General features: G+C 44.7%; 20 protein-coding genes. 2 read left to right on the plus strand and 18 right to left on the minus strand.

Annotated features, from left to right (window positions below; all coding sequences use genetic code 11):
• Nucleotides 1-14: 14 nt before the first annotated feature.
• Nucleotides 15-1301: an ABC transporter substrate-binding protein gene (locus B5G33_RS12750; protein ID WP_087417901.1), complete on the minus strand. Its 1287-nt coding sequence runs from the start codon at nucleotides 1299-1301 to the stop codon at nucleotides 15-17.
• A 406-nt stretch (nucleotides 1302-1707) separates the two neighbouring features.
• On the opposite strand from B5G33_RS12750, the gene B5G33_RS12755 reads away from it, so the two are divergent.
• A complete protein-coding gene (locus tag B5G33_RS12755; protein WP_087417902.1) occupies nucleotides 1708-2340 on the plus strand; it encodes a YesL family protein in 633 nt (210 codons plus the stop codon).
• Nucleotides 2341-2409: 69 nt separating this feature from the next.
• Here the strand turns inward: B5G33_RS12755 and B5G33_RS12760 are convergent, their stop codons facing one another.
• From B5G33_RS12760 to B5G33_RS12770, 3 genes are all read right to left on the minus strand, one after another.
• Nucleotides 2410-4638 (minus strand): alpha-galactosidase, encoded by a 2229-nt coding sequence (locus tag B5G33_RS12760; RefSeq protein ID WP_087417903.1) that lies wholly within the window; start codon nucleotides 4636-4638, stop codon nucleotides 2410-2412.
• A gap of 254 nt (nucleotides 4639-4892) precedes the next feature.
• A complete protein-coding gene (locus tag B5G33_RS12765) occupies nucleotides 4893-5141 on the minus strand; it encodes a hypothetical protein (RefSeq protein WP_087269346.1) in 249 nt (82 codons plus the stop codon).
• 123 nt (nucleotides 5142-5264) lie between these two features.
• On the minus strand, nucleotides 5265-6545 hold the full coding sequence (locus B5G33_RS12770) for a galactokinase (RefSeq protein ID WP_087269344.1): 1281 nt from the start codon (nucleotides 6543-6545) through the stop codon (nucleotides 5265-5267).
• 124 nt (nucleotides 6546-6669) lie between these two features.
• Between B5G33_RS12770 and B5G33_RS12775 the strand changes: the two genes are divergently transcribed.
• Nucleotides 6670-8445, plus strand: coding sequence for a DUF885 domain-containing protein (locus B5G33_RS12775; protein WP_087417904.1), 1776 nt, complete (start codon nucleotides 6670-6672; stop codon nucleotides 8443-8445).
• A 78-nt stretch (nucleotides 8446-8523) separates the two neighbouring features.
• Here the strand turns inward: B5G33_RS12775 and B5G33_RS12780 are convergent, their stop codons facing one another.
• The 14 genes from B5G33_RS12780 to mgtA all read right to left on the minus strand — a co-directional run bounded on the left by B5G33_RS12780 (nucleotide 8524) and on the right by mgtA (nucleotide 20648).
• Entirely contained in the window at nucleotides 8524-8961 is a 438-nt protein-coding gene (locus B5G33_RS12780; protein ID WP_087417905.1) for a MarR family winged helix-turn-helix transcriptional regulator, read from the minus strand.
• A gap of 343 nt (nucleotides 8962-9304) precedes the next feature.
• Nucleotides 9305-9877 (minus strand): PduL/EutD family phosphate acyltransferase, encoded by a 573-nt coding sequence (locus B5G33_RS12785; RefSeq protein ID WP_087269335.1) that lies wholly within the window; start codon nucleotides 9875-9877, stop codon nucleotides 9305-9307.
• 181 nt (nucleotides 9878-10058) lie between these two features.
• Entirely contained in the window at nucleotides 10059-10736 is a 678-nt protein-coding gene (locus tag B5G33_RS12790; protein WP_242974696.1) for a hypothetical protein, read from the minus strand.
• A gap of 103 nt (nucleotides 10737-10839) precedes the next feature.
• Nucleotides 10840-11166 (minus strand): phosphoribosyl-ATP diphosphatase, encoded by a 327-nt coding sequence (gene hisE, locus B5G33_RS12795; RefSeq protein WP_191385956.1) that lies wholly within the window; start codon nucleotides 11164-11166, stop codon nucleotides 10840-10842.
• Nucleotides 11163-11495 (minus strand): phosphoribosyl-AMP cyclohydrolase, encoded by a 333-nt coding sequence (gene hisI, locus B5G33_RS12800; RefSeq protein ID WP_087417906.1) that lies wholly within the window; start codon nucleotides 11493-11495, stop codon nucleotides 11163-11165. The genes hisE and hisI overlap by 4 nt, the downstream gene beginning before the upstream one ends.
• Nucleotides 11496-11497: 2 nt before the next feature.
• Nucleotides 11498-12259 carry an imidazole glycerol phosphate synthase subunit HisF gene (gene hisF, locus B5G33_RS12805; protein ID WP_087269330.1) on the minus strand — a complete coding sequence of 254 codons (762 nt, stop codon included), beginning with the start codon at nucleotides 12257-12259 and terminating at the stop codon, nucleotides 11498-11500.
• Nucleotides 12259-12978, minus strand: a complete 720-nt coding sequence (gene hisA, locus B5G33_RS12810; protein ID WP_087269326.1) for a 1-(5-phosphoribosyl)-5-[(5-phosphoribosylamino)methylideneamino]imidazole-4-carboxamide isomerase — start codon at nucleotides 12976-12978, stop codon at nucleotides 12259-12261. Before hisA ends, hisF begins: the two co-directional genes overlap by 1 nt.
• Nucleotides 12975-13580 (minus strand): imidazole glycerol phosphate synthase subunit HisH, encoded by a 606-nt coding sequence (gene hisH / locus B5G33_RS12815; RefSeq protein ID WP_087269323.1) that lies wholly within the window; start codon nucleotides 13578-13580, stop codon nucleotides 12975-12977. The genes hisA and hisH overlap by 4 nt, the downstream gene beginning before the upstream one ends.
• Entirely contained in the window at nucleotides 13580-14158 is a 579-nt protein-coding gene (hisB, locus tag B5G33_RS12820) for an imidazoleglycerol-phosphate dehydratase HisB (RefSeq protein WP_087269320.1), read from the minus strand. The genes hisH and hisB overlap by 1 nt, the downstream gene beginning before the upstream one ends.
• A gap of 21 nt (nucleotides 14159-14179) precedes the next feature.
• On the minus strand, nucleotides 14180-15232 hold the full coding sequence (locus B5G33_RS12825) for a pyridoxal phosphate-dependent aminotransferase (RefSeq protein WP_087417907.1): 1053 nt from the start codon (nucleotides 15230-15232) through the stop codon (nucleotides 14180-14182).
• Nucleotides 15233-15246: 14 nt separating this feature from the next.
• A complete protein-coding gene (gene hisG, locus B5G33_RS12830) occupies nucleotides 15247-15891 on the minus strand; it encodes an ATP phosphoribosyltransferase (protein WP_087269314.1) in 645 nt (214 codons plus the stop codon).
• Entirely contained in the window at nucleotides 15878-17095 is a 1218-nt protein-coding gene (gene hisZ, locus B5G33_RS12835) for an ATP phosphoribosyltransferase regulatory subunit (RefSeq protein ID WP_087417908.1), read from the minus strand. Before hisZ ends, hisG begins: the two co-directional genes overlap by 14 nt.
• Nucleotides 17096-17286: 191 nt before the next feature.
• The gene (locus tag B5G33_RS12840) at nucleotides 17287-17817 is read right to left on the minus strand and encodes a spore maturation protein (RefSeq protein ID WP_087417909.1); all 531 of its coding nucleotides are present in this window, start codon (nucleotides 17815-17817) and stop codon (nucleotides 17287-17289) included.
• A 62-nt stretch (nucleotides 17818-17879) separates the two neighbouring features.
• Complete coding sequence (mgtA, locus tag B5G33_RS12845) at nucleotides 17880-20648, minus strand: magnesium-translocating P-type ATPase (RefSeq protein ID WP_087417910.1); 2769 nt, start codon at nucleotides 20646-20648, stop codon at nucleotides 17880-17882.
• Nucleotides 20649-20708: the final 60 nt, after the last annotated feature.

Here is a 20708-nt window from a genome sequence, read left to right on the forward strand (position 1 = left end):
CCTTTCACCTTATGTTACTGCTCTTCCGCCAGCGTAGCGTTCATCTCTTCTGCAATCTGCTTGCAGGTATCTTCCATGGTCATATTTCCGGCCCAGGCCTCTTTCAGAAGCTCGCTGGCTCTGTTTTCCCATGTAACGGTATTTCTGGAGTATGGTCTGATTACCATGTCATCGCGCATATCCAGATAAGCCTGTAAGTTAAATTCCGGTGCACAGTTTACCCATGCTTCAGAAGTTCCGTCCCATGCAGACATGGTAACGCCTAATTCTGCCTGTTTTGTCTGAGCTGCTTCGGAACCCAGATATTCGATCAGTTTCCATGCATTTTCTGTATTGTCGCCGTTTGCTGCTGCCGCCCAGCCAAGGCCATTGTAGATGGAGACACGTCTTCCGCTCTCTGCATCCATAGGCATTACTGCACAGTCACAGTTTTCTTTAATATAATCTTCTTCCTTGAAGGAAGAGATCATCCAGGAACCGTGGAAGGACATCGCTGTCTTTCCGGATTTCAGAAGCACGTCCGGTCCGTTCTCAGACATGGTCTCGATAGAAGGCATAGAGCCGTCTTTGATCAGCTGCTCAACCACCTGCATAGCTTTGATAGTGTTTGGATCGTCATATCCGGAAGTTGTCTTATCGTCAGAAATGATCTGTCCGCCCATATCGTATACGATATTGTAGTAACCTTCCTGGTTGGTATCATTTCTCATGGCAAATCCATACTGGCTGCCGTCCGGCTTTGTCAGCTGTTTTGCAACCTCTACCAGCTTGTCCCAGGTCCAGGTCTCATCTGGATAAGGAATTCCGGCTTCGTCAAACATGGTCTTATTGTACCAGAGAGCGATGGTATCTACATCCTTGGGAACTGCATATACCTTGTCTTCATATGTATACAGATTCTTAATATCTTCCGGATACTTGCTCATATCCACAAGATCACTTTCTGCGATCTTATCTGTAAGATCCAGGAGCATATCGTTTGACATATATCTCTCGGACTCATTAGAATGCATCCAGAATACGTCCGGCATATCGCCGCCCTGAGCTCCGGCTTCAAGAAGGGTCCAGTACTCGTTCCATGGCACTACCTGGATTTCTGCACCAATGCCTGTCTCCTCTGTGAAATCTGCCAGGATTTCTTTCAGTCCGGCTTCCTGGTAGGTATCCCAGATCATGACAGACAGGTCTCCGCCGCCTCCGCCGCTTTCTCCGCCGCCTTCATTACCGCCGCCTCCGCAGGCGCCTAACGAAAATACCATAACCCCTGCCAAAGCTAATGCTACAACTCTCTTCAATTTCATAGTCTCTCCTCCTTTAATTCGTCATTTTGCTTTCATTGCTTTAATCATCAATGTATTGTTTATTATAATTTCACATGGAAAAATGATAAATGGAGTTATGTTTTTACTATATGTCATAATGTCGCTTTTCCGTTTAAATGCATGTAAAAAGCATCGAATTTCCCTTTATCAATGGACAATTTAACAATATTTTTTTATTTTTCCCTCTTCATTCTTCCTGTTTTTTTTAATTTTTTCCCTGTTTTCCCTTCTATTTTTACTGTTATCCGTATTATTTTTTCATAGTTTCCTTATTTTTTTTAATTTCTCCATAGTAATTTTCCATATTCAATGTTACCCTTTACTATATATGCTGCATTAGACCCTCGCGGAAAATATCACATGATGTATAGAAAGGAAACCGGCTATGAATCTCTTTAATGAAAATAACCTTCTAAATATCGGCTTAAATAAGATCGGAGATGTGATCGTATGCAATCTTCTCTTTGTACTCTGCTGCATTCCAGTTTTCACCATCGGCCCGGCGCTGACTGCTCTGTACCACTGTATGCTGCGCAGCGTCAAAGGGAATCTCAACGGAGCCGCCAAGACCTTTTTCCGTGCTTTTAAGGAGAATTTCCTCCAATCCCTGGCCGCCTGGCTGCTTTTTCTCCTTCTGCTGCTCATATTGCTGCTGAATATCCGCTTCCTGTCTCTCCAGGGTAAGGATATCTCCCAGGTTCTTCTTTATCTTTCTGAAGGCGCAGCGGTTCTTCTGGTGATCGGAGGTCTTTATATCTTCCCGGTAATCGCCGCCTTCTCGAATACGCTGAAAAATCTGGTGAAAAATTCTTATATTTTTGCTTTTATGCATTTTCCTTCCACCCTGCTGCTGGCTGTGATCACGATCCTTCCTATGTTTATGACTTATCAGGACCTCACTCTCCTGCCTTTATATGCCTGCTGCTGGTTTTTCTTCGGCTTCGGCCTTACTGCCCTGATAAATGCTCATATTTTATACCGCTTCTTTAAAAATTATCTGGGCGATGAAAATCCTTAAAGCTAAAAAAGCCCTGTCCCGCAGTGTAACTCATCCGAGCACGCCGCAGAACAGGGCTTTTCATTTTTCTTAATTTACCTTCTTTATCACAAACAGCAGTGAGGCAAAATCTCCGCCTCTTCTGTTCAGTTCCATTCTGTCAATGGGAATTCCCCCATACATCAGCTCATCGCCATAAGCCTCATAGGTCTTTGCAGGTTCATCGGCCAGGATCACCTGATACAGGCCGTCTTCCTGAAGTCCTTTTACTTTCAGCCGGAGCCAGGAAGCATTTACCTTGTTCAGTTTCTGATAGAACATGGCAACTGACTGTTTCTTATCCTGAGATACCACCTGCCATGCAGTATCATTACCCTCAAAGGGACTTAACAGGCGGAAGAAATCCCCGTCAACCTGGATAAGCTCTCTGTACTCTTTCATAAATGCTACCTGTTTCTTCACCTCTTCCATTTCCTGGTCAGAAAGAAGATTCAGGTCCAATTCATATCCAAAGGTACCGAAATATGCAATATTGGCTCTTGTACTGATAGGAGTCTTTCTGAACACCTGATGATTAGGCACTGCAGACACATGAGAGCCCATAGCTACGATTGGATACACATAGGAAGTTCCGTACTGGATTTTTGTTCTCTCATTGGCATCTGTGTCATCACTGGTCCATGTCTGGGGAGCAAAGTACAGCATACCCGGGTCAAATCTGGCGCCGCCGCTGGCACAGGATTCAAAGAGAATCTCCGGAAATTCTTCAGTCAGGCGGGTATAAAGGTCATAAACTCCCAGGATGTATCTGTGCATAACCTCTCCCTGACGGGCCGGCTCTGCCGTTCTGCTGTAAGGCTCTGTCATATACCGGTTCATATCCCATTTGATATAGGAAATAGAGGACTCACGGAGAATTTTTGCTATCATCTCATAGATATAGTCCACCACTTCTTTTCTGGAAAAGTCCAGAACATGCTGATGTCTGGCATGGGACTCAAATCTGCCGGGAGCTGCAACAAGCCAGTCTGGATGCTGACGATAAAGGTCGCTGTCCTTGTTTACCATTTCCAGCTCTACCCACAGTCCGAACTTTAATCCCATATCTTCTATTTTTCTGGACAATCCGGAAATTCCCTCAGGGAGTTTTTCCAGATTTGCATACCAGTCGCCCAGGCCTCTGTAATCATCATTTCTGGCCCCGAACCATCCGTCATCCAGAACAAACAGTTCCACTCCGGCTTCCTTTGCCTTTTTGGCAATGTTCAGTATTTTTTCTTCATTAAAATCAAAATATGTGGCCTCCCAGTTATTTAAAAGGATAGGACGAGCTTTATCCCTCCATGTGCCTCTCATGAGGCGCTTCCTGTAAAGCCTGTGATATGTCTGGCTCATTTTATTCAAACCCTGGTCGCTGTACACCATGACAGTTTCAGGAGTCTGGAAGCTTTCTCCTTTCTGGAGCACCCAGGAAAAACTCTCCGGATGAATACCTGCCGTAACTCTTGTCATATCAAAGGTAGAGACTTCTGCCTGAATAAGGAAATTACCGCTGTATACAAAGCTGAATCCGTAAACTTCCCCGTTGTATTCCCCTGCATCTGGTCTTTTCAGGGCCATAAATGGATTATGCTCTGCTCCGCCGCAGGTACCGTTCATGCCATATATAGACTGGATTCCCATCTCCAGTCTGCGGCTTTTTACATATCGCTCTCTTGCCCAGGCTCCGGAAAGCTGTACCATCTCAAAGTCCATATCCAGAAATTCCACACATGCGCTCATAGCTTTCTCCAGTACGATAGAGCTCTCTCCTTTGTGCAGAAATCTGGTATTTCTGGTGATTACCGGATAGTCTTTATAGATTGTATAAGACAGTACCATATCTGTATTGATTTTATCGTCATGGAGGGTAATCTCCAGGGTATCTCCTTCGCCGTCATCTTCTACATAAGTAGCCGGCAGAGGAGCCAGGGATGGTTTCCCCTTCAGGATCTTGTAATCTTTATAGACAAAATTTGTAATCCTGCTTCCATCCTCCTGACGAATGCACAGAGCAGGGCTCTTATAATCTCCCGTTCCATAAACAGGATATTCCTGTCTGGTATAATGCATAGACAGCAATCCCGGTTCCGGAACACAGATGGACATCTGAGATCTCATAGTTTCTTCATGAAAATGAGAAAAGTCTTCTCTGTCCCGGAGAGCCTTCCCATAATACAGATTCTCCATCTGCCCGTTTTCCATAATTCCAATGATATAGCTTACTTCATCGTTAAACAGGTGAAACTCTTTAGCTTGTTCATGATAAATAATCGGCATAACGTCCTCCTTTGTTCATTTCATTCCTTGATTTCTGTGTCCTATTATATCCTCCCCTTTTGAAAGATTCTATCTCATTTGTTTTTTTTAATTGTTGATTTGTTGCATACTCATGCGATATTATTGTAAACCATTATTTTCAGATAATTTGTTTAATTTTTGTCTGGTTTTGTCAAATTCTTCCTGCTTCAGACCAATATTTGATTTCAAAAATGTCAACCCTTTTTCCACTTTTTTCTTCAAAAAATCCCATTTTATAACAACTTCACAAAACCTATGTTCTTTATTTCATTATGTAAATCAAAGAAATCCACAGTGATTTTTGTGGACAATGTGGATAACTCGGTGTATAACTCCACTTTCTCAAGGTTTTCCACTATTTTCAATGTGTATAACTTTGAGGATAAAATGTGGGAAACTTCCCAGCCTTCGACAATCTTTGTATATATTTTACAATCGTGAATATTCTGAAAATTTAAAGGTAAATTTCTGAACTTTTCCAAGGAATTCTGTCCTCGACAACATATAAATCCAGGCCTCACAATTATGTAAATTTAAAAATGCTGCATGTGACCACAGCTTCTGTCATCACATACAGCATCTTTTTGTTGCTTTTTGCCCTTTTATTAGATTACTTTAATTCCACCCAGCTGACGTACTTTCAGAACATGGCAGGAATCCTTTCCGAAGATATGGTCAATTTTCTTCCTGTATTCTTCCACATAACTGTTTTCTACAAATACCTGGATTGTTCCTGCAAAGCCCCCTCCGTGAACACGGCTGACACCATGATTCTGAAGAATGCTTTCACTGGCTCCCAGAGCAACAGACATAGCCTGGTTCTGCTCATCTCTGTTTATGTAAATATTCTGAAGGTATTTGAAAGAAGAATTTCCTGACTCCTTCACCAGCTCCAGAAATCTTCTGAAGTCTCCCTGTTCCAGAGCCTCCACCTGTTTTTCCACTCGCTTTTCTTCCTCGAAGAAGTGCAGGGCACGAAGCACCGGACGGTCTCCCAGGATACTTCTCAGGCCTGGAATCTGCTCAAAGAATTCCTGCTCGTCCACTTCTCTGAGGACTTTTTTCTTAAAGAAGGCTGCAACTTTCTTCATCTCTTCCGGAATCTTTGCATAGTCATCTGTCAGATTCGCATGTGAAGCTTTGGTGTCTACAATACAGAGACTGTACTGGTAAGCCTGGAAATCAGAAGGTACTTTTTTTACTGACGGTGTCTGTGGGTCCTGGAAATCAATATGGATCAGTCCTCCTACTGCACTGGCCATCTGGTCCATCAGGCCGCAGGGTTTGCCGAAATATACATTTTCCGCATACTGACCGGCTTTGGCGATTTCCACCGGGTCAATCTCCATATTATTGAAAAGCCCTGAAAGAATCGTTCCTACAATTACCTCAAAAGCTGCTGAAGACGACAGTCCCGCTCCAATCAGCACGTCACTGGTAATATAGGCCTGAAAGCCGCCTATTTTATATCCCTTTTCTGTAAGAGCAGCCGCAGCGCCACGGATAAGAGCTGTTGTGGTGCCCTCTTCTTCATATTTTTCTTCAAGGTCTCTGGTGTCTACTTCTACCATGTCGTAACCTTCTGATACAAGCTGGATCACAGGGGAGTCCACTGGACTGACCACTGCAACAGCATCCAGATTAATAGACGTTGCCAACACCATACCATGCTGATGATCTGTATGGTTTCCTCCTACTTCACTTCTTCCCGGAGCGCTGTAAATCTCCACCTGTTTTTCACCAAACAGCTCTTCAAATTTTTCTACAGCCTGTGCGTATCTGGCATTCTGCCTCTTGGCTTCGGAATCATCCTGATAGATCTCCCGGAAAAGTTCTTCATAATTTCCCTGTAAAAGTTCCTCTTTTAATATTCTGGAGTCCTTCATCTTTTTCCCTCCTGTTTTTCTGCATTATCGTATTTATCATAGCATATTTTTCCAAGAAAATATACATACCCTTTTTCTTTTTTCATAAACTGTAAAGAAGTATCCCTTTTATGAGGAAATACCCTTGAAAAAAATTTTATCTCTGAAGCGAAAGTATTTCATCTGCGCAGCAGCCCTTCTACTGGTATCCGGCGCAGCTTTCTTTTTCCTGAAAACCTGCCTTCCCTCTTCTGAAAATAAGGAGTTTGAAAGCTACATAGAAGATATTTTCCAGCAGGAAATGAAAACAAATACCCTGAATCTTCACTATACCCTGGCCTATCCGGAGGATTACGGCATCGATGAATACCAGGTCACTCTGGGAACCATGGAGCCGGATGCTCTGGAAAAAAATCAGAAAGAGGCAGAAAAACTCCAAAGAGAATTAGAAAAGTTTGATCTCTCCCAGCTTTCGGAAGAAAATCAGATTATCTACGACATCCTTTCCCTTGAATTTTCCTCCCAGCTTTCTCTGGGCAGTTCCTATCTTCTCCAGGAACCCCTTGGGCCAAATCTGGGCATCCAGGCCCAGCTTCCCATACTTCTGGCAGAATATACCTTCCGCACTTCTTCAGATATCAAGGATTATTTTTCTCTTCTGGCAGATATTCCGGAATACTTCCAGAGTATCCTGGAATTTGAAGAAAAGAAGGCTGAAGAAGGGCTGTTTATGAGTGATGTCAGTGCAGACAGAATCATTCAGCAGTGCCAGAGCTTTATGGAAACAGGTACAGAGAATTACCTGTATTCCATGTTCAATCAAAGAGTAGAGGAACTCTTAAACTCCAGGAGGATTTCCCGGCACCAGGCAGACTCTTTTATTGAAATGCATGACAAACTCATGGGCCAGTTTGTTTTTCCTGCTTATCTCTCCCTCTCCCAAGGACTGGAAGAACTAAAAGGAAGGGGAAAAAACACCGGCGGTCTGGCTTATCTGGACGGTGGAAAAGATTATTATAAATATTTGGTTCAGAGTACGGTAGGAGACTACCGCTCCTTAGATGAAATCCTCCAAAGCCTCCTTCTCCAGCTTCAGGAAGATTACAGCAAAGTTCAGAAACTTCTTACAGAAAATCCTGCGATTATCTCCAGCGCATACAGTCTTCCCTCCTCTGGTCTTTCCCCAGAGCAGATGCTGGATTATCTCCAGCATATTATCACAGATGACTTTCCTGAGCTGGAAGTAAAGGAATATGAGGTGAAATATGTACCGGAATCCATGGAAGAATTTTCAAGTCCTGCTTTTTACCTGACTCCCCCCATGGATACCCTTACGCCTAATACCATCTATATCAATCAGTCCAGTCAGGTATCTCAGGCAGAACTTTTTACCACCCTGACCCATGAGGGTTTTCCCGGACATTTATATCAGACCGTATATTTTGCCGGCCAGGATCATCATCCTATACGGGAACTTTTAAGCTGCAGCGGCTATATAGAAGGATGGGCCACTTATGTAGAATCTCTGGCCTATGGCTATGCCTCTCCTTTCCTTGCTATCGACCAGGATATCATGGATTTTCTATGTCTGAATCGTTCCATCAGCCTATGCCTTTACTCCATTTTAGATCTGGGCATTCATTATCAGGGCTGGAACATGGATACCACAGCCGATACCCTGGCAGTATTCGGAATTACAGACCAGGAGACCTGCCAGGAAATTTTCCAGTACATCATAGAAAATCCCGCCAACTACCTGAAATACTATCTGGGATATCTGAATTTTATTTCCTTAAAAGATACTGTCCAGACGGAAACAGGCAGCAGCTTTAATCTGAAAGAATTTCACAAAAACCTTCTGGATATCGGTCCGGCTCCCTTTCCCGTTGTAGAAAAATATCTTCTTGCAGAATATAAATAAGGTGCTGAAAAAGCCGTTCTGGAAAGGCTGTCTTCTCTATCGCCTTTCCCAAACGGCTTTTTCTTCTCATTTTTATGCTCATCTGTAAGAGTCAAAAAAAGTTCTCAGATTCATCAATGCTTTTACCAGGACTTCCTGCTGCTCTTCATTCAGGTCCTTCAGCACAGCCTGTATCATCCCATCGTGGAATTTCATATGATGGGCATTGGCTTTCTTACCTTTCTTTGTCAGGGAAATAAGGACTACACGCCGGTCCTCCTCACTTCTTTCCCTGTGTACATACCCCTTCTTCACCAGACTATTAATAGCAATGGTAAGAGTTCCCACTGTAACCGACATGATCTTTGCCACAGAAGACATATTCTTGGGTTCTCTCTCTCCAATCGCTTCAATAATATGCATATCATTAACAGAAATATCTTTGAACTCTGAAGTAATCAGTGCCTTGCTCTCTATATCCAGGATTTCCTGGAAAAGTTTCACAAGGATGTCATGCAGCACTTCATAATTACTCATGCCATCACTCCTTCCAGCCATTTCCCCACGCTTTTCATTGATGGTTTTATTATATCCGATTCAAGTATCAATTACAATCAAATTTTTTGATAATCAAAATATTTTTATTCTATGACGTTAGCTCGTGAATCAAAATCAAGAATATTTATACATCTTATTGCTCAGTCTGTGCCGCTTTGAGCCTATAGTCTCAAAGCTATGCTCGACAAATTCGCATAAAATGTATAAATATTCCGGATATATGACTAATGCAACAACGCCATAGAAAAAAACAGGGATCCCTCTTACTTTACATAAGAAGTTCCCTGTTTTCCTAAATATAAAGGTCAGCCGCCTCTATAAATTATTTCACGATCATTTCACCGTAGCATTCTTTTCCAGGAGCCAGAGCATTAGACTCATCTGTGTCAATATGAGCTGCTGTAGCGTAAGATGCGCTTACACGTACAACTACGTCTCCAAATGTTAAAGAACGTCCGTTAGGAGATTCGATTTCAAGGCTTACGATCTGTTTGTCCTTTACGCCTGCTGCTTCAGCATCTTCTGGTGTCATATGCACATGACGTTTTGCAGCGATAACGCCTTCTGTCAGCTCTACTTCTCCTGCAGGGCCAACCAGCTTACATGCGCCGGAACCAGCAATGTCGCCAGACTCACGGATAGGAGCTGTAACGCCAAGACTTCTTGCATCAGTAAGAGAAACCTCTACCTGTGTATCTTTTCTTACAGGACCCAGAACAGACATTTTCTGGCTTCCCTTTGTTCCTACTACCTCTACCTTTTCTTCACAGGCAAACTGTCCCGGCTGGCTTAACATTTTTTTCACTGTCAGTTCATGGCCTTTGCCGAACAGAATTTCCAGATGCTCCTGTGATAAATGTACGTGTCTTGCAGATGTTTCTACTAATACTTTCATTTTGAAATCCTCCACTTGATAATTGTAAATAATCATTCATTACCTATAATTATAGCTTTTTCCATAAGCTTGTCAACGCATATAGGGGGATTTCTTCCTTGGTTTTTTGCATTTTTCAGGATACATGGTGCTCTGATATTTCTGCCTGAGAGCAGAAAAACCAGAAGTCCCGCTGCCCTTTTCAGTCAGCTCCCGCTTCTGGTTCTTTCTCTTTTTCATTTTCTGTAAATTTGTTTTTCAGATACTGATACTCTTCCACAATACCTCTGGTAATCTCGTCTTCCTCCTGTTCATCATCAGGATGATAGATCCGAAGCAGAGCGAAATATCTTTTATCCAGCTCTTCCACTGTCTTCAGTCCCTTGAAATAACGGCCTCCTGCCTCGCTTTCCTCCGTGTCTTTTCCTTTGTATCCGCCGTCAAATGTGGACCACTGAAAATCTGGTCTTTTGTAAAAGGCCTTCCAGTTCTTAAAATTTCCCATATAAAACCGCCATATCCAGCTGCAGGCTGCCTCCAGGACTACCATTACCAGACCTACGCCGGCAACAGGAACATAAATCAGGCCTCCTGCCACACAGATTGTCAGAACAATAGCAGCAACGCCAGGGCCGTTTCCCTGAATCTGAAGGAAAATTTCCATCAATGCTGCCAAAGATACTACTACTGAGGATAGTATGCAAACAAAAGAAACCACGGTTCCGGAAATTTTTAGAAAGTACTGTACACAGCGAATCAGAATAAAAGCTGCTGCCAGAGGAATCGCAAGAATCACCTTTAAAATGATCAGTAAAATCTTTAGTATACGTCTGCCGTCAATCTTCTCCATCTTTTTACCTGCATTTCTAAAAACATTCATAATCCGCCCTACAGGGCGATTTTCTCTACAGGATTAGTTTACCATATCTGGCATGATTTTCACAGGACAAATTTTTAACAAAATAAATTTCTTGATTCAAATCTCAGGTATTGTGATCACTTACATGAAATTTTTTCAGATTTCCGATTTTCTGCCGTCTCTCTGCCAGGATTTTTTCCACATCTTCCAGAGGGATGCCAGACTCCACCATCATAACAAGGAGATGATAGATAAGATCGCAGATTTCATTTGCCGTATCTTCATTTTTCCCGTTTTTTGCTGCGATAATAACTTCACTGCACTCCTCGCCGCATTTTTTCAAGATTTTGTCCAGCCCCTGTTCAAAAAGATAGCAGGTATAGGATCCTTCTCTTTTTTCTTCTTTTCTTTCCTGGACTACCTGATACAGCCCTTCCATAACATCCATCATTTTTTCTCTTCCTCCCATAATTCTCTGAAAAAGCAGCTGTGAGCTCCGGTATGGCAGGCCGCCCCTGTCTGGATTACTGTAACCAGCAGCGTATCCTCATCGCAGTCACCTTTTATGTCAACCACCTTCTGGACATGGCCGGATGTAGCCCCTTTATTCCACAGCTCTTGTCTGGAACGGCTGTAAAACCAGGTGTAGCCGGTTTCCAGAGTTTTCTTCAGACTCTCCCGGTTCATATAAGCCAGCATCAACACTTCTCCCGTATCCTTTTCCTGAATAATAGCCGGGAGAAGCTCACTTTTCTTAAAATAATTTTCCATATCTATCATGTTCAATTCCTTCTCACAGGGATATCCTGCTCTCTCAAATGTTCTTTTACCTGCTCTACAGTCAGTTCCCGGAAATGGAACAGGGAAGCCGCCAGAGCCGCATCTGCTCCGGTTTTCTCAAAAACCTCTGAAAAATGTTCCAGCTTTCCGCAGCCGCCGCTGGCGATCACGGGAATCGAAACCCGGTCACAGACTGCCTGGGTCAGTTCCAGGTCGAAGCCATCCCGGCATCCATCTGTATCCATAGAGGTCAGCAGAATCTCTCCTGCTCCCAGTTCCTGGCACCTTTTCGCCCATTCCAGAGCATCCAGTCCCGTATCTTTTCTTCCGCCATGGACCACCACACGAAAGACGCCATCTTCATCTCTTCTGGCATCAATGGCTGCTACCACACACTGACTTCCAAAGATTTTTGCCGCATCAGCAATAAGCTGCGGGTTCTTTACCGCCGCAGAGTTTACAGAAACCTTGTCTGCACCTGCCCGAAGGATTTCCCGGAAATCGTCCACTGTGCGGATTCCTCCCCCTACAGTAAGGGGAACAAACACATGCTGGGCAGTTTTTCTGACCACATCGGTCATGGTCTTTCTTCCCTCATGAGTAGCAGTAATATCCAGAAAGCAGATTTCGTCTGCTCCCTGTTTGTCATATTCTATAGCGCACTCCACTGGGTCTCCTACTTCTTTTATCCCCACAAAGTTTACACCTTTTACTACTTTTCCGTCCCTGACATCCAGGCAGGGAATGATTCTTTTGGCCAGCATCAGAATTCACCTGCCTTCTCAATGGCTTCTTTCAGGTTAATAGCGCCGGAATAAATGGATTTTCCACAGATACAGCCATACAGCCCCAGTTTCGCACAGTTTTCAATATCTTCTATAGACCGGACTCCGCCGCTGGCGATAACCCGGCAGGACACCGCATCATTTAACTGTTCCAGATGATCCAGGTTTACCCCGGTAAGGGTTCCGTCTCTGGAAATATCCGTGTAGATCAAAGTCTTAACTCCCATCTGTTCCATAGCCATAGCCAGCTCCAGGTAGCATACGGCACTGGTCTCCATCCAGCCTTCTGTGGCCACCATGCCGTCTCTGGCATCAATTCCCACGGCAATCTTATCTCCGAATTCTTTCACCGCCTCTGCCACCAGTCCGGGATTTTTCACTGCCGCAGAACCCAGGATTATCCTGGAAATTCCCTCTTCCAGGTAGGATTCTATGGTCTTCATATCTCTGATCCCGCCGCCCAGCTCTGTATTCATGCCGGTTTCTTTGGCAATCCTCAGGAAAATATCCCGGTTTACCGGATAGGCGTCTTTGGCGCCGTTTAAATCAACCATATGTACCCACTTGGCCCCTTCACGGGCAAACTTCCTGGCTGTTTCAAAAGGATCTTCCGCTACTTTCTGGGCTGTGCCGTAGTCACCTTTAAGCAAACGGACACAGGTCTTATCTTTAATATCAATTGCAGGTAATACTATCATACTCTCACCAGCCTTGCAAAATTTTCTAACATTCTGAGTCCCGTCTTTCCGCTTTTCTCCGGATGAAACTGAGCTCCGTAAACCATTCCCCGGTGCACTAAAGCCGGGATCTTTTCTCCATATACTGTATAGCAGGATATATTTTCATCTGCTGTGTCTGCCCGGAAGGAGTGGACAAAATATACATAAGGATTTTTCTCCATATCTTCGGTCATCGCACAGGGATTCAGCACCTGCAGGTCGTTCCAGCCCATATGGGGGATTTTCAGCCCCTTAGCCTCAATCTGGATTACCTGTCCGGGTATCAGTCCCAGGCCCTTCGTCTCTTTAAACTCGCAGCTCTTTTCAAAAAGAAGCTGCATGCCCAGACAGATTCCCAGAAGAGGTTTCTTTAAGGCCTCCCTGGAAATTACTTCTGCCAGTCCCTTTTTCTCCAGCATCTCCATAGCGTCAGGGAAGGCTCCCACCCCGGGAAGGATCAGCCCATCCGCTTTTTCAATTTCTTCTCTGTCACCTGTGACACAGTTTTCCACACCCAGATAGTCCAGAGCATTTTTTACGCTGAACAGATTCCCTGCTCCATAATCTATGATTCCTATCATCACAACACTCCCTTTGAAGAAAGCACGCCTTTGTCTGTCTCTGTTACCGCTTCCCTCAGGGCATGGGCAAAGGCTTTAAATATGGCTTCTATTTTATGATGGTCATTTTCTCCATACAACACTTTCAGATGAAGAGTAATCCCCGCCTGGAAAGCCAGAGCCCGGAAAAATTCTTTGACCATGCAGCAGTCCAGAGTTCCCACAGAAGGATTCTCAAAGCTGGCGTCAAAGACCAGAAAGGCTCTTCCGCTGACATCCAGGGCACAAAATCCAAGGGCTTCGTCCATAGGTATGTAGAAGCTGCCGTATCTCCGGATGCCCCCTTTATCCTTCAGGGCTTCCTTTAAAGCCATTCCAAGAACAATCCCCAGATCTTCAATGCTGTGGTGACAGTCCACCTCCAGATCTCCCTTCATGGCAAGTTCAATGTCAAAACCGCCATGGACACACAAAGCCTGCATCATATGGTCAAAAAATCCCACGCCGCAGCTCCCCTTATAGACTCCCTCTCCATCCAGGTCCCAGCTCAGGGATATCTGGGTCTCCCGGGTATTCCGCTGTATCTTTCCCACTCTCACGGCACTCCACTCCTTTCTTCTCTATGCAAGCAGTCTGTCTAAGGCCTGGACCAGTTCCTGGTTTTCTGCCCTGGATCCGGCAGATATACGCAGATAACCCTTCATGTTCCGGATAGAGATGCCTTCTTTTTTCAGGGCTTCATAGATTTCGCTGCTCCGGTCTGTTTTTATATACAGAAAATTGGTAGCTGTAGGGTACAGCTTCTGGATATCCTGTTTTTTCTCTGCCAGAACTTTCATAGCCTGATAAAGTTCCTGGGCAGAGGCCTTTATCTGAGCGGTACAGTTCTCTAAGTACTCTTTATGCCCCAGAATCACAGAGCCCGCAGCCTGAGTCATGGAATTTACATTATAAGGCGCCTTCAAAGTTTTCAGGATATTTGTTATTCTGGCATTTGCCCCAGCGAATCCCAGACGGATAGCCGCCATTCCAAAGGCCTTGGAACAGGTCTTCAGTACGATCAAATTCTCATAGTTTTCAATCTCATCCAGTACAGAACCCTCTGAGAATTCCATGTAGGCTTCATCCACCACTACCATGGCGTCTACGGCGCCTACGATCTTCAGGATATCTTCTCTGTTCATGGTCACCGCTGTGGGATTGCAGGGATTTGAAAATACCAGAAGCTTAGCATTGCACTGAGCCGCTTTTTCGATAATTTCTTCTGGGGTCACTTCCATATTTTCATCTTTGTTCAGAGCTTCTGCTCTGGCCCCCACCATACGGGTATAAAAAGTATACATACTGAAATCCGGAAGGATGGTCAGCATACAGTCTCCCTCTCCCAGAAAATTTGGAACTATAATGGAGATCAGCTCGTCTGAACCATTTCCTGCTGTGAGCAGTTCCGGCTTAACATGAAACAGCTCTCCGAATTTTCGGCACAGTTCTGTAGCATTGGGATCCGGATAGCGGTTAAACTCCACTTCAGAAACCGCCTTCAGGATTTCCTGTTTTATATTTTCCGGCATTTCCAAAAAGCTTTCATTGGCATCCAGCCGCACCCGGTAAATCTCTGTCACCGGGTCATATTTTGGCAGATTCTTCAGCTTTTCAGGCAATTCATAGCTCATGGGACTATCTCCTTTCAATTTTTTTCTTTTGCTTTTATATCTTTTTCCACCTTGCCGATCAGTTCTTCGATTTCTTTCTTCCGCAGTTTCATACTGGCAATATTTACGATCAGTCTGGCGCTGACCTGACAGATGTCCTCAATAACTTCCAATCCATTTTCTCTCAATGTGGTTCCCGTCTCCACAATGTCTACAATGGCATCGGCCAGACCAAGGACAGGGGCCAGCTCTACAGAGCCTTCAATCTTCACAAGGTCCACGTCCATATTTTTCCCTTCAAAAAAACTTTTTGCCACATTCATATATTTGCTGGCAATAGTCCTGGTCCGGTACCCCTGGTAAATATCAGTTCCTTTTAATGCGGCCAGAGCAAAACGGCATCTTCCGAATCCCAGATCCGCTACCTCATAAAAGGTGCCTCCCTTTTCCATAATGGTATCTTTTCCCACCACGCCCATATCGCAGACTCCCGTCTCCACATAGGTCACTACGTCCGCTGCCTTTGCAAGCACGATCTCCAGGGAACCGTCCCCTACAGGCATGATCAGTTTTCTTCCTTTTTCTCTCACATTGGTACAGTCATATCCCAGACGCTCCAGCATCTCTACAGTTTTATCTTCCAAACGTCCTTTTGTCAGTGCGATTCTAATTGGTCTCATTTTCCCCGGTTCCTTTCTCCATCTGATATTCTTCAATCTTCTCCCCTACCAGATGGACACGGAGGATTCCTCTTTTTCTGGCGTATTCCAGAGTTTCCTCCAATGTGTCAAAGACACTGTTTTCCGCCATGATCCCCTTCTCCTCCAGTTCTTTCCGGTACTGAACGCTGGCTGGAATATACTTCAGATCCTGGGTAAAGACCAGGATTTTCGGCACAGGCTCCGGTTCCGGCTCTTTTCCCTGGCTGGCAAGATCCACATTAAAACCAAATCCAATGGCACAGTGGTCTTCTCCAAACTGTCCCAGGAGTGTATCATATCTGCCTCCTGACAGAACCTGTTCTCCCAGTCCCCGGAAATATCCCCGGAATATGATCCCTGTATAGTACTCTGCCAGATTTACCAGACCCAGGTCAATCAGTACCTTGTCACCCAGTCCCAGTTCCTGAAGGTATTCGTAAATCTGCTTTAAGTAATCCAGGCTTTCTCTGGCGCCGTTTTCGTCAAATAGTTCGTAGGCTTCCTGGAAAACCTCTGCTCCTCCGAAAAGTCTTGGCAGCCTTCTGAGAGCTCTGGCCGCCTTGTTATCTTTGGCTTTTCCGAGAATATCTGACAGAGCTGCATAGTTCTTCTGCTCCACCAGCTGGCGGATTTCTTCTTTGGTATCGTCGTCAGCATCCAGGCTGTCCATGATAGCCTTAAAATATCCGATATGGCAAAGCTCCAGACGGTATCTTCCTTCGCTGACTTTATCCAGACTTCTGGCCGCCAGCTCTACCACCTCCAGGTCTCCCCGCAGAGGCGAGCCGCCGATAAGTTCGATCCCCACCTGGTTAATCTCTACGCTCTTGCTTTTTCTCTCAGGAAATCCCCGGTATATATTATGGTTATAGTAAAGTCTCAGCGGTTTCGGCAGTCCTTTCAGCCTTGTAGCTGTCAGTCTGGCTACCGGAGCCGTACAGTCCGGGCAGAGCACCATCAGTCTTCCTTTGGCGTCTGTCAGCTTATACATGGATTCCTTGGGCAGGTATTTCGCCGCTTTCCCAAAGACATCATAGAACTCAAGGGCCGGCGTCATTACTCTGCGATAACCCTGAGCCACAAACAGGTCTTTTAATGTTTTTGTCACCTGAGAACGCTGGTCACACTCTCCAAAAAGAAGGTCCCTGGTTCCGTCTGGTGTTATTTTGTCATAATATCTCATGATTTTGTCCCCTTCACTTTAACGTGCTACCATATTATCATTATAGAGTTTTTATGTCAATATTTTTCATTTTTACTATGTTAACGCGGCACAACTATGTTTTTATTATAGCAGAATCAGATTTTATTGTATAGCAAAAAACTGAGAGCCAGGAATCCACCTGTCTCTCAGTTTTTATATCTCTGATCTGTTTACCTGAGCATCAGCCCCGCCAGGACCACACTGGCTGCAATTCCTCCAAAAGTAGCCAATAGGGCCCCTGCTATGGTATATCTGGTCTTATTCACTCTGGCTGCGATAAAGTATACAGAAACTGTATAAAAAATAGTTTCTGTACATGACATCATGATCGAAGCGATGAGGCCTATCCGGGAGTCGGTTCCAAACTCCTTAAAAATGTCCAGGACCAGGCCGGTAGCTGCACTGGAAGAAAACATCCGTACGATAGTCAGAGGCACCAGTTCTCCTGGAAAACCAGCATATTCTGTGATCTTCCCGATTCCCTCTCCTATGAGATCCAGAAATCCGGAAGCCCTGAGGACTCCCACGGCCACCATGAGCCCGATCAGGGTAGGAAGGATTCCCACTACTGTTTTCAGCCCATCTTTCGCTCCTTTTACAAATTCCTCATATACTTTGCATTTATTCAGCAGTCCATAGGACACAATGTAAAAAATTACCAGAGGGATACTGATCTGGGAAAGGAAAACTAAAATCTTCATGTTTCACCTTCCGGCCTTTTCTTTTATTTTACGCGGAAAGACCATATTTTATCCTCTATTTCTTAAAGCAGTTCACCATAGCGCCGTACATATGCCTTCTTCAGGCTGGTCGCCAATGCTATATACAGCAGGATACACGGGAGCAGATAAGCAAAATAGCTTATGGGCAGGGGTGCAAATCCCAGCAAAGTGCCAAAAACTGTAAATGGAATGATTGTAAGCACTGCAATTCCCGCACAGGTAAGCATAGTCAAAGGAACAGAAGCTCTGCTCTGTATAAAAGGAATCTTGGGTGTACGGATCATATGGATAACCAGTGTCTGGCTCCACATAGATTCCACAAACCATCCAGCCTGAAACATAGCAGCGTAAGCAGTCTGCATTTGAGTCAATTCGGCACCGCTGAAATGATTTTCCAGGTTGTTATACAAAACACCTCCGGACACAAACAATGGGCAGAATATAAAGTACATGAAAATATAAGTTGTAAAGTCAAAGATAGAGCTGGCAGGCCCGATCCAGGCCATAAAACTGCCCACAGAAGAAGCGTCCCATTTACGAGGTATACGCAGGAACTCTTCATCTACATTATCCCAGGGAATTGCCGTGCAGGACAGATCATAGATCAGATTGAGGAAAATCAGCTGCACGCTCATCATGGGAAGAAACGGCAGCAGCGCTGACGCTGCCAGAACAGAAAACATATTTCCGAAATTTGAAGAGGCTGTCATCTTAATGTACTTGATCATGTTTGCATAGGTTTTTCGACCCTCGATAATTCCCTGCTCCAGGACCATCAGGTCTTTCTCCAGCAAAATAATGTCTGCCGATTCTTTTGCTACGTCTACGGCAGTATCAACGGAAATACCGATATCCGCTGATTTCATAGCGGCTGCATCATTCACTCCGTCTCCCATATAGCCTACGGTATGCCCGCTTTCCCGGAGGATGGAAACCACCCGGACTTTCTGATCTGGCGTCAGTTTTGCAAATACATCTGTTGATTCTGCTGCTCTCGCAAGCTCTTCGTCTTTCATATTGTCTATATCCGGGCCAAGAAGCATGTTACGGACTTTTAGACCTACCTGTTTACAGATCGTGCGGGTGACTTTATCATTATCTCCTGTCAGGATCTTTGTTGTGACGCCATACTCTTTGAGAGCCCTGATCGCATCTGCTGTGGATTCCTTAGGAGGGTCAAGGAAAGCCAGGTAGCCAAGCAATACCATATCACATTCATCCTTGACGCCCAATACTCCCACCGGAGAAGGATTGCTCTTCTGCGCAATGGCTAAAACACGGAATCCATTATCATTCAGATCATCTACTGTTCTTAGAATCCTTCTGCGGATTTCATCCGTCAAGGGCCTTACCTGTCCTCCCCGTTCTGCAAATGTACAGATAGAAAGCATTTCTTCTACTGCACCCTTAGTAACCATCTGTGTCTTTCCTTTTTTATCCTGTACCACAGTGCTCAGACGGCGGCGGTTGAAGTCAAAAGGGATTTCATCCACTTTCACATAGGTTTCAGACAGATCTGCAAGCTGGGGATTTTCAGATTCCTCTTCTTCAGTCTTGCGGATGATCGCCAGGTCCATCAGGTTTTTATATCCTGTCTGAAAATAGCTGTTCAGGTAAGCATGGCGCAGTACCCTTGCATCATCTTTTCCGTCTACGTTCCAATGGTATTCCAGCACAACCTGATCCTGGGTCAGAGTTCCGGTTTTATCTGTACAGAGAATGTCTATGGCACCGAAATTCTGGATAGAATTAAGGTTTTTGACAATCGTCTGTTTCTTGCTCATAGATACGGCTCCCTTAGCCAGGCAGGTGGTCACGATCATGGGGAGCATTTCCGGTGTCAGGCCAACTGCAATAGAAATGCCAAACAGGAAGGCTTCCAGCCAGTCTCCTTTTGTTATGCCATTAACAAAAAACACCAGAGGGACCATGACCATCATAAAACGGATCAGTACCCAGGAAACTGCATTAACCCCTTTGGTAAAACTGGTTTCTACTGCCTCTTCAGCTACTGCAGAAGCCATTGTCCCAAAGAGGGTATGGTCCCCTACACGGACGACAACTGCCGTTGCGCTGCCGGAAATAACGTTGCTCCCCATAAAGGCTATATTGCTGTAGTCTGTAATGGCGTCCTGCTCCGTTTGCATTATTTCAGGCGTTTTCTCAACAGGTTCACTTTCGCCGGTAAGACTTGCCTGACTGACAAATAAGTCTTTTGCATCCAAAATCCTTATATCTGCAGGGATCATATCTCCTACTGACAAGTGTACAATATCACCGACTACCAGGTCATCCATAGGAATTTCCATTGCTTTTTCTCCTTTGCGGCTGACCGTACAAGTAGTGGTAATCATAGCCAGCAGCTTTTCAGCAGCGCTGCCGCTTCTGGATTCCTGAATAAATCGAAGAGTACCGGAAATCAATACCATTGTGAGAATAATGACTACCGTCAGACAGTCAAAATCTGCCGGCGTATTGCCAAACATAGAAAACCAGGGAAATATCATATCCGTAATAGCCGATACCGCTGCCAGACAGAGTAAAATAGCCGTAAATGGATTCAGAAACGCACCGGCCAGGCGTTTTGGCAGAGATTTTTTCTTTTCGTGGGTCACCCTGTTCGTCCCATATTTACTGCGGCTGGCGGCTGCCTCCTCCTCATCCAGTCCCCGCAGCGTGGTATGCAGATTTTTCAGCACTGCCTTAACAGAGCTCATGGCTGCAGTCTGAATGCAGCGATTTTCTTCTCTGTCCAGGATTACTTTTTCTAAGGTCATGTCAGCAGCCTGAGGATTTTTTTTCATATTCATTGGTTCTTACCTCCTTCCCCTATTATCTGAAAATAGTATAAAAAAAACGCAGGGAAGATC

The sequence above is a fragment of the Blautia sp. An81 genome, assembly GCF_002161285.1.
Lineage (GTDB): Bacteria > Bacillota > Clostridia > Lachnospirales > Lachnospiraceae > Blautia > Blautia ornithocaccae.

What these genes read in the sequence shown, in the direction of transcription:
- B5G33_RS12750 (WP_087417901.1), bottom strand. Translation starts at nt 1,301, where the DNA reads ATGAAATTGAAGAGAGTTGTAGCATTAGCTTTGGCAGGGGTTATGGTA.
- B5G33_RS12755 (WP_087417902.1), top strand. Translation starts at nt 1,708, where the DNA reads ATGAATCTCTTTAATGAAAATAACCTTCTAAATATCGGCTTAAATAAG.
- B5G33_RS12760 (WP_087417903.1), bottom strand. Translation starts at nt 4,638, where the DNA reads ATGCCGATTATTTATCATGAACAAGCTAAAGAGTTTCACCTGTTTAAC.
- B5G33_RS12770 (WP_087269344.1), bottom strand. Translation starts at nt 6,545, where the DNA reads ATGAAGGACTCCAGAATATTAAAAGAGGAACTTTTACAGGGAAATTAT.
- B5G33_RS12780 (WP_087417905.1), bottom strand. Translation starts at nt 8,961, where the DNA reads ATGAGTAATTATGAAGTGCTGCATGACATCCTTGTGAAACTTTTCCAG.
- B5G33_RS12785 (WP_087269335.1), bottom strand. Translation starts at nt 9,877, where the DNA reads ATGAAAGTATTAGTAGAAACATCTGCAAGACACGTACATTTATCACAG.
- B5G33_RS12790 (WP_242974696.1), bottom strand. Translation starts at nt 10,736, where the DNA reads ATGAATGTTTTTAGAAATGCAGGTAAAAAGATGGAGAAGATTGACGGC.
- hisE (WP_191385956.1), bottom strand. Translation starts at nt 11,166, where the DNA reads ATGATGGATGTTATGGAAGGGCTGTATCAGGTAGTCCAGGAAAGAAAA.
- hisI (WP_087417906.1), bottom strand. Translation starts at nt 11,495, where the DNA reads ATGATAGATATGGAAAATTATTTTAAGAAAAGTGAGCTTCTCCCGGCT.
- hisF (WP_087269330.1), bottom strand. Translation starts at nt 12,259, where the DNA reads ATGCTGGCCAAAAGAATCATTCCCTGCCTGGATGTCAGGGACGGAAAA.
- hisA (WP_087269326.1), bottom strand. Translation starts at nt 12,978, where the DNA reads ATGATAGTATTACCTGCAATTGATATTAAAGATAAGACCTGTGTCCGT.
- hisH (WP_087269323.1), bottom strand. Translation starts at nt 13,580, where the DNA reads ATGATAGGAATCATAGATTATGGAGCAGGGAATCTGTTCAGCGTAAAA.
- B5G33_RS12825 (WP_087417907.1), bottom strand. Translation starts at nt 15,232, where the DNA reads ATGAGCTATGAATTGCCTGAAAAGCTGAAGAATCTGCCAAAATATGAC.
- hisG (WP_087269314.1), bottom strand. Translation starts at nt 15,891, where the DNA reads ATGAGACCAATTAGAATCGCACTGACAAAAGGACGTTTGGAAGATAAA.
- hisZ (WP_087417908.1), bottom strand. Translation starts at nt 17,095, where the DNA reads ATGAGATATTATGACAAAATAACACCAGACGGAACCAGGGACCTTCTT.
- B5G33_RS12840 (WP_087417909.1), bottom strand. Translation starts at nt 17,817, where the DNA reads ATGAAGATTTTAGTTTTCCTTTCCCAGATCAGTATCCCTCTGGTAATT.
- mgtA (WP_087417910.1), bottom strand. Translation starts at nt 20,648, where the DNA reads ATGAATATGAAAAAAAATCCTCAGGCTGCTGACATGACCTTAGAAAAA.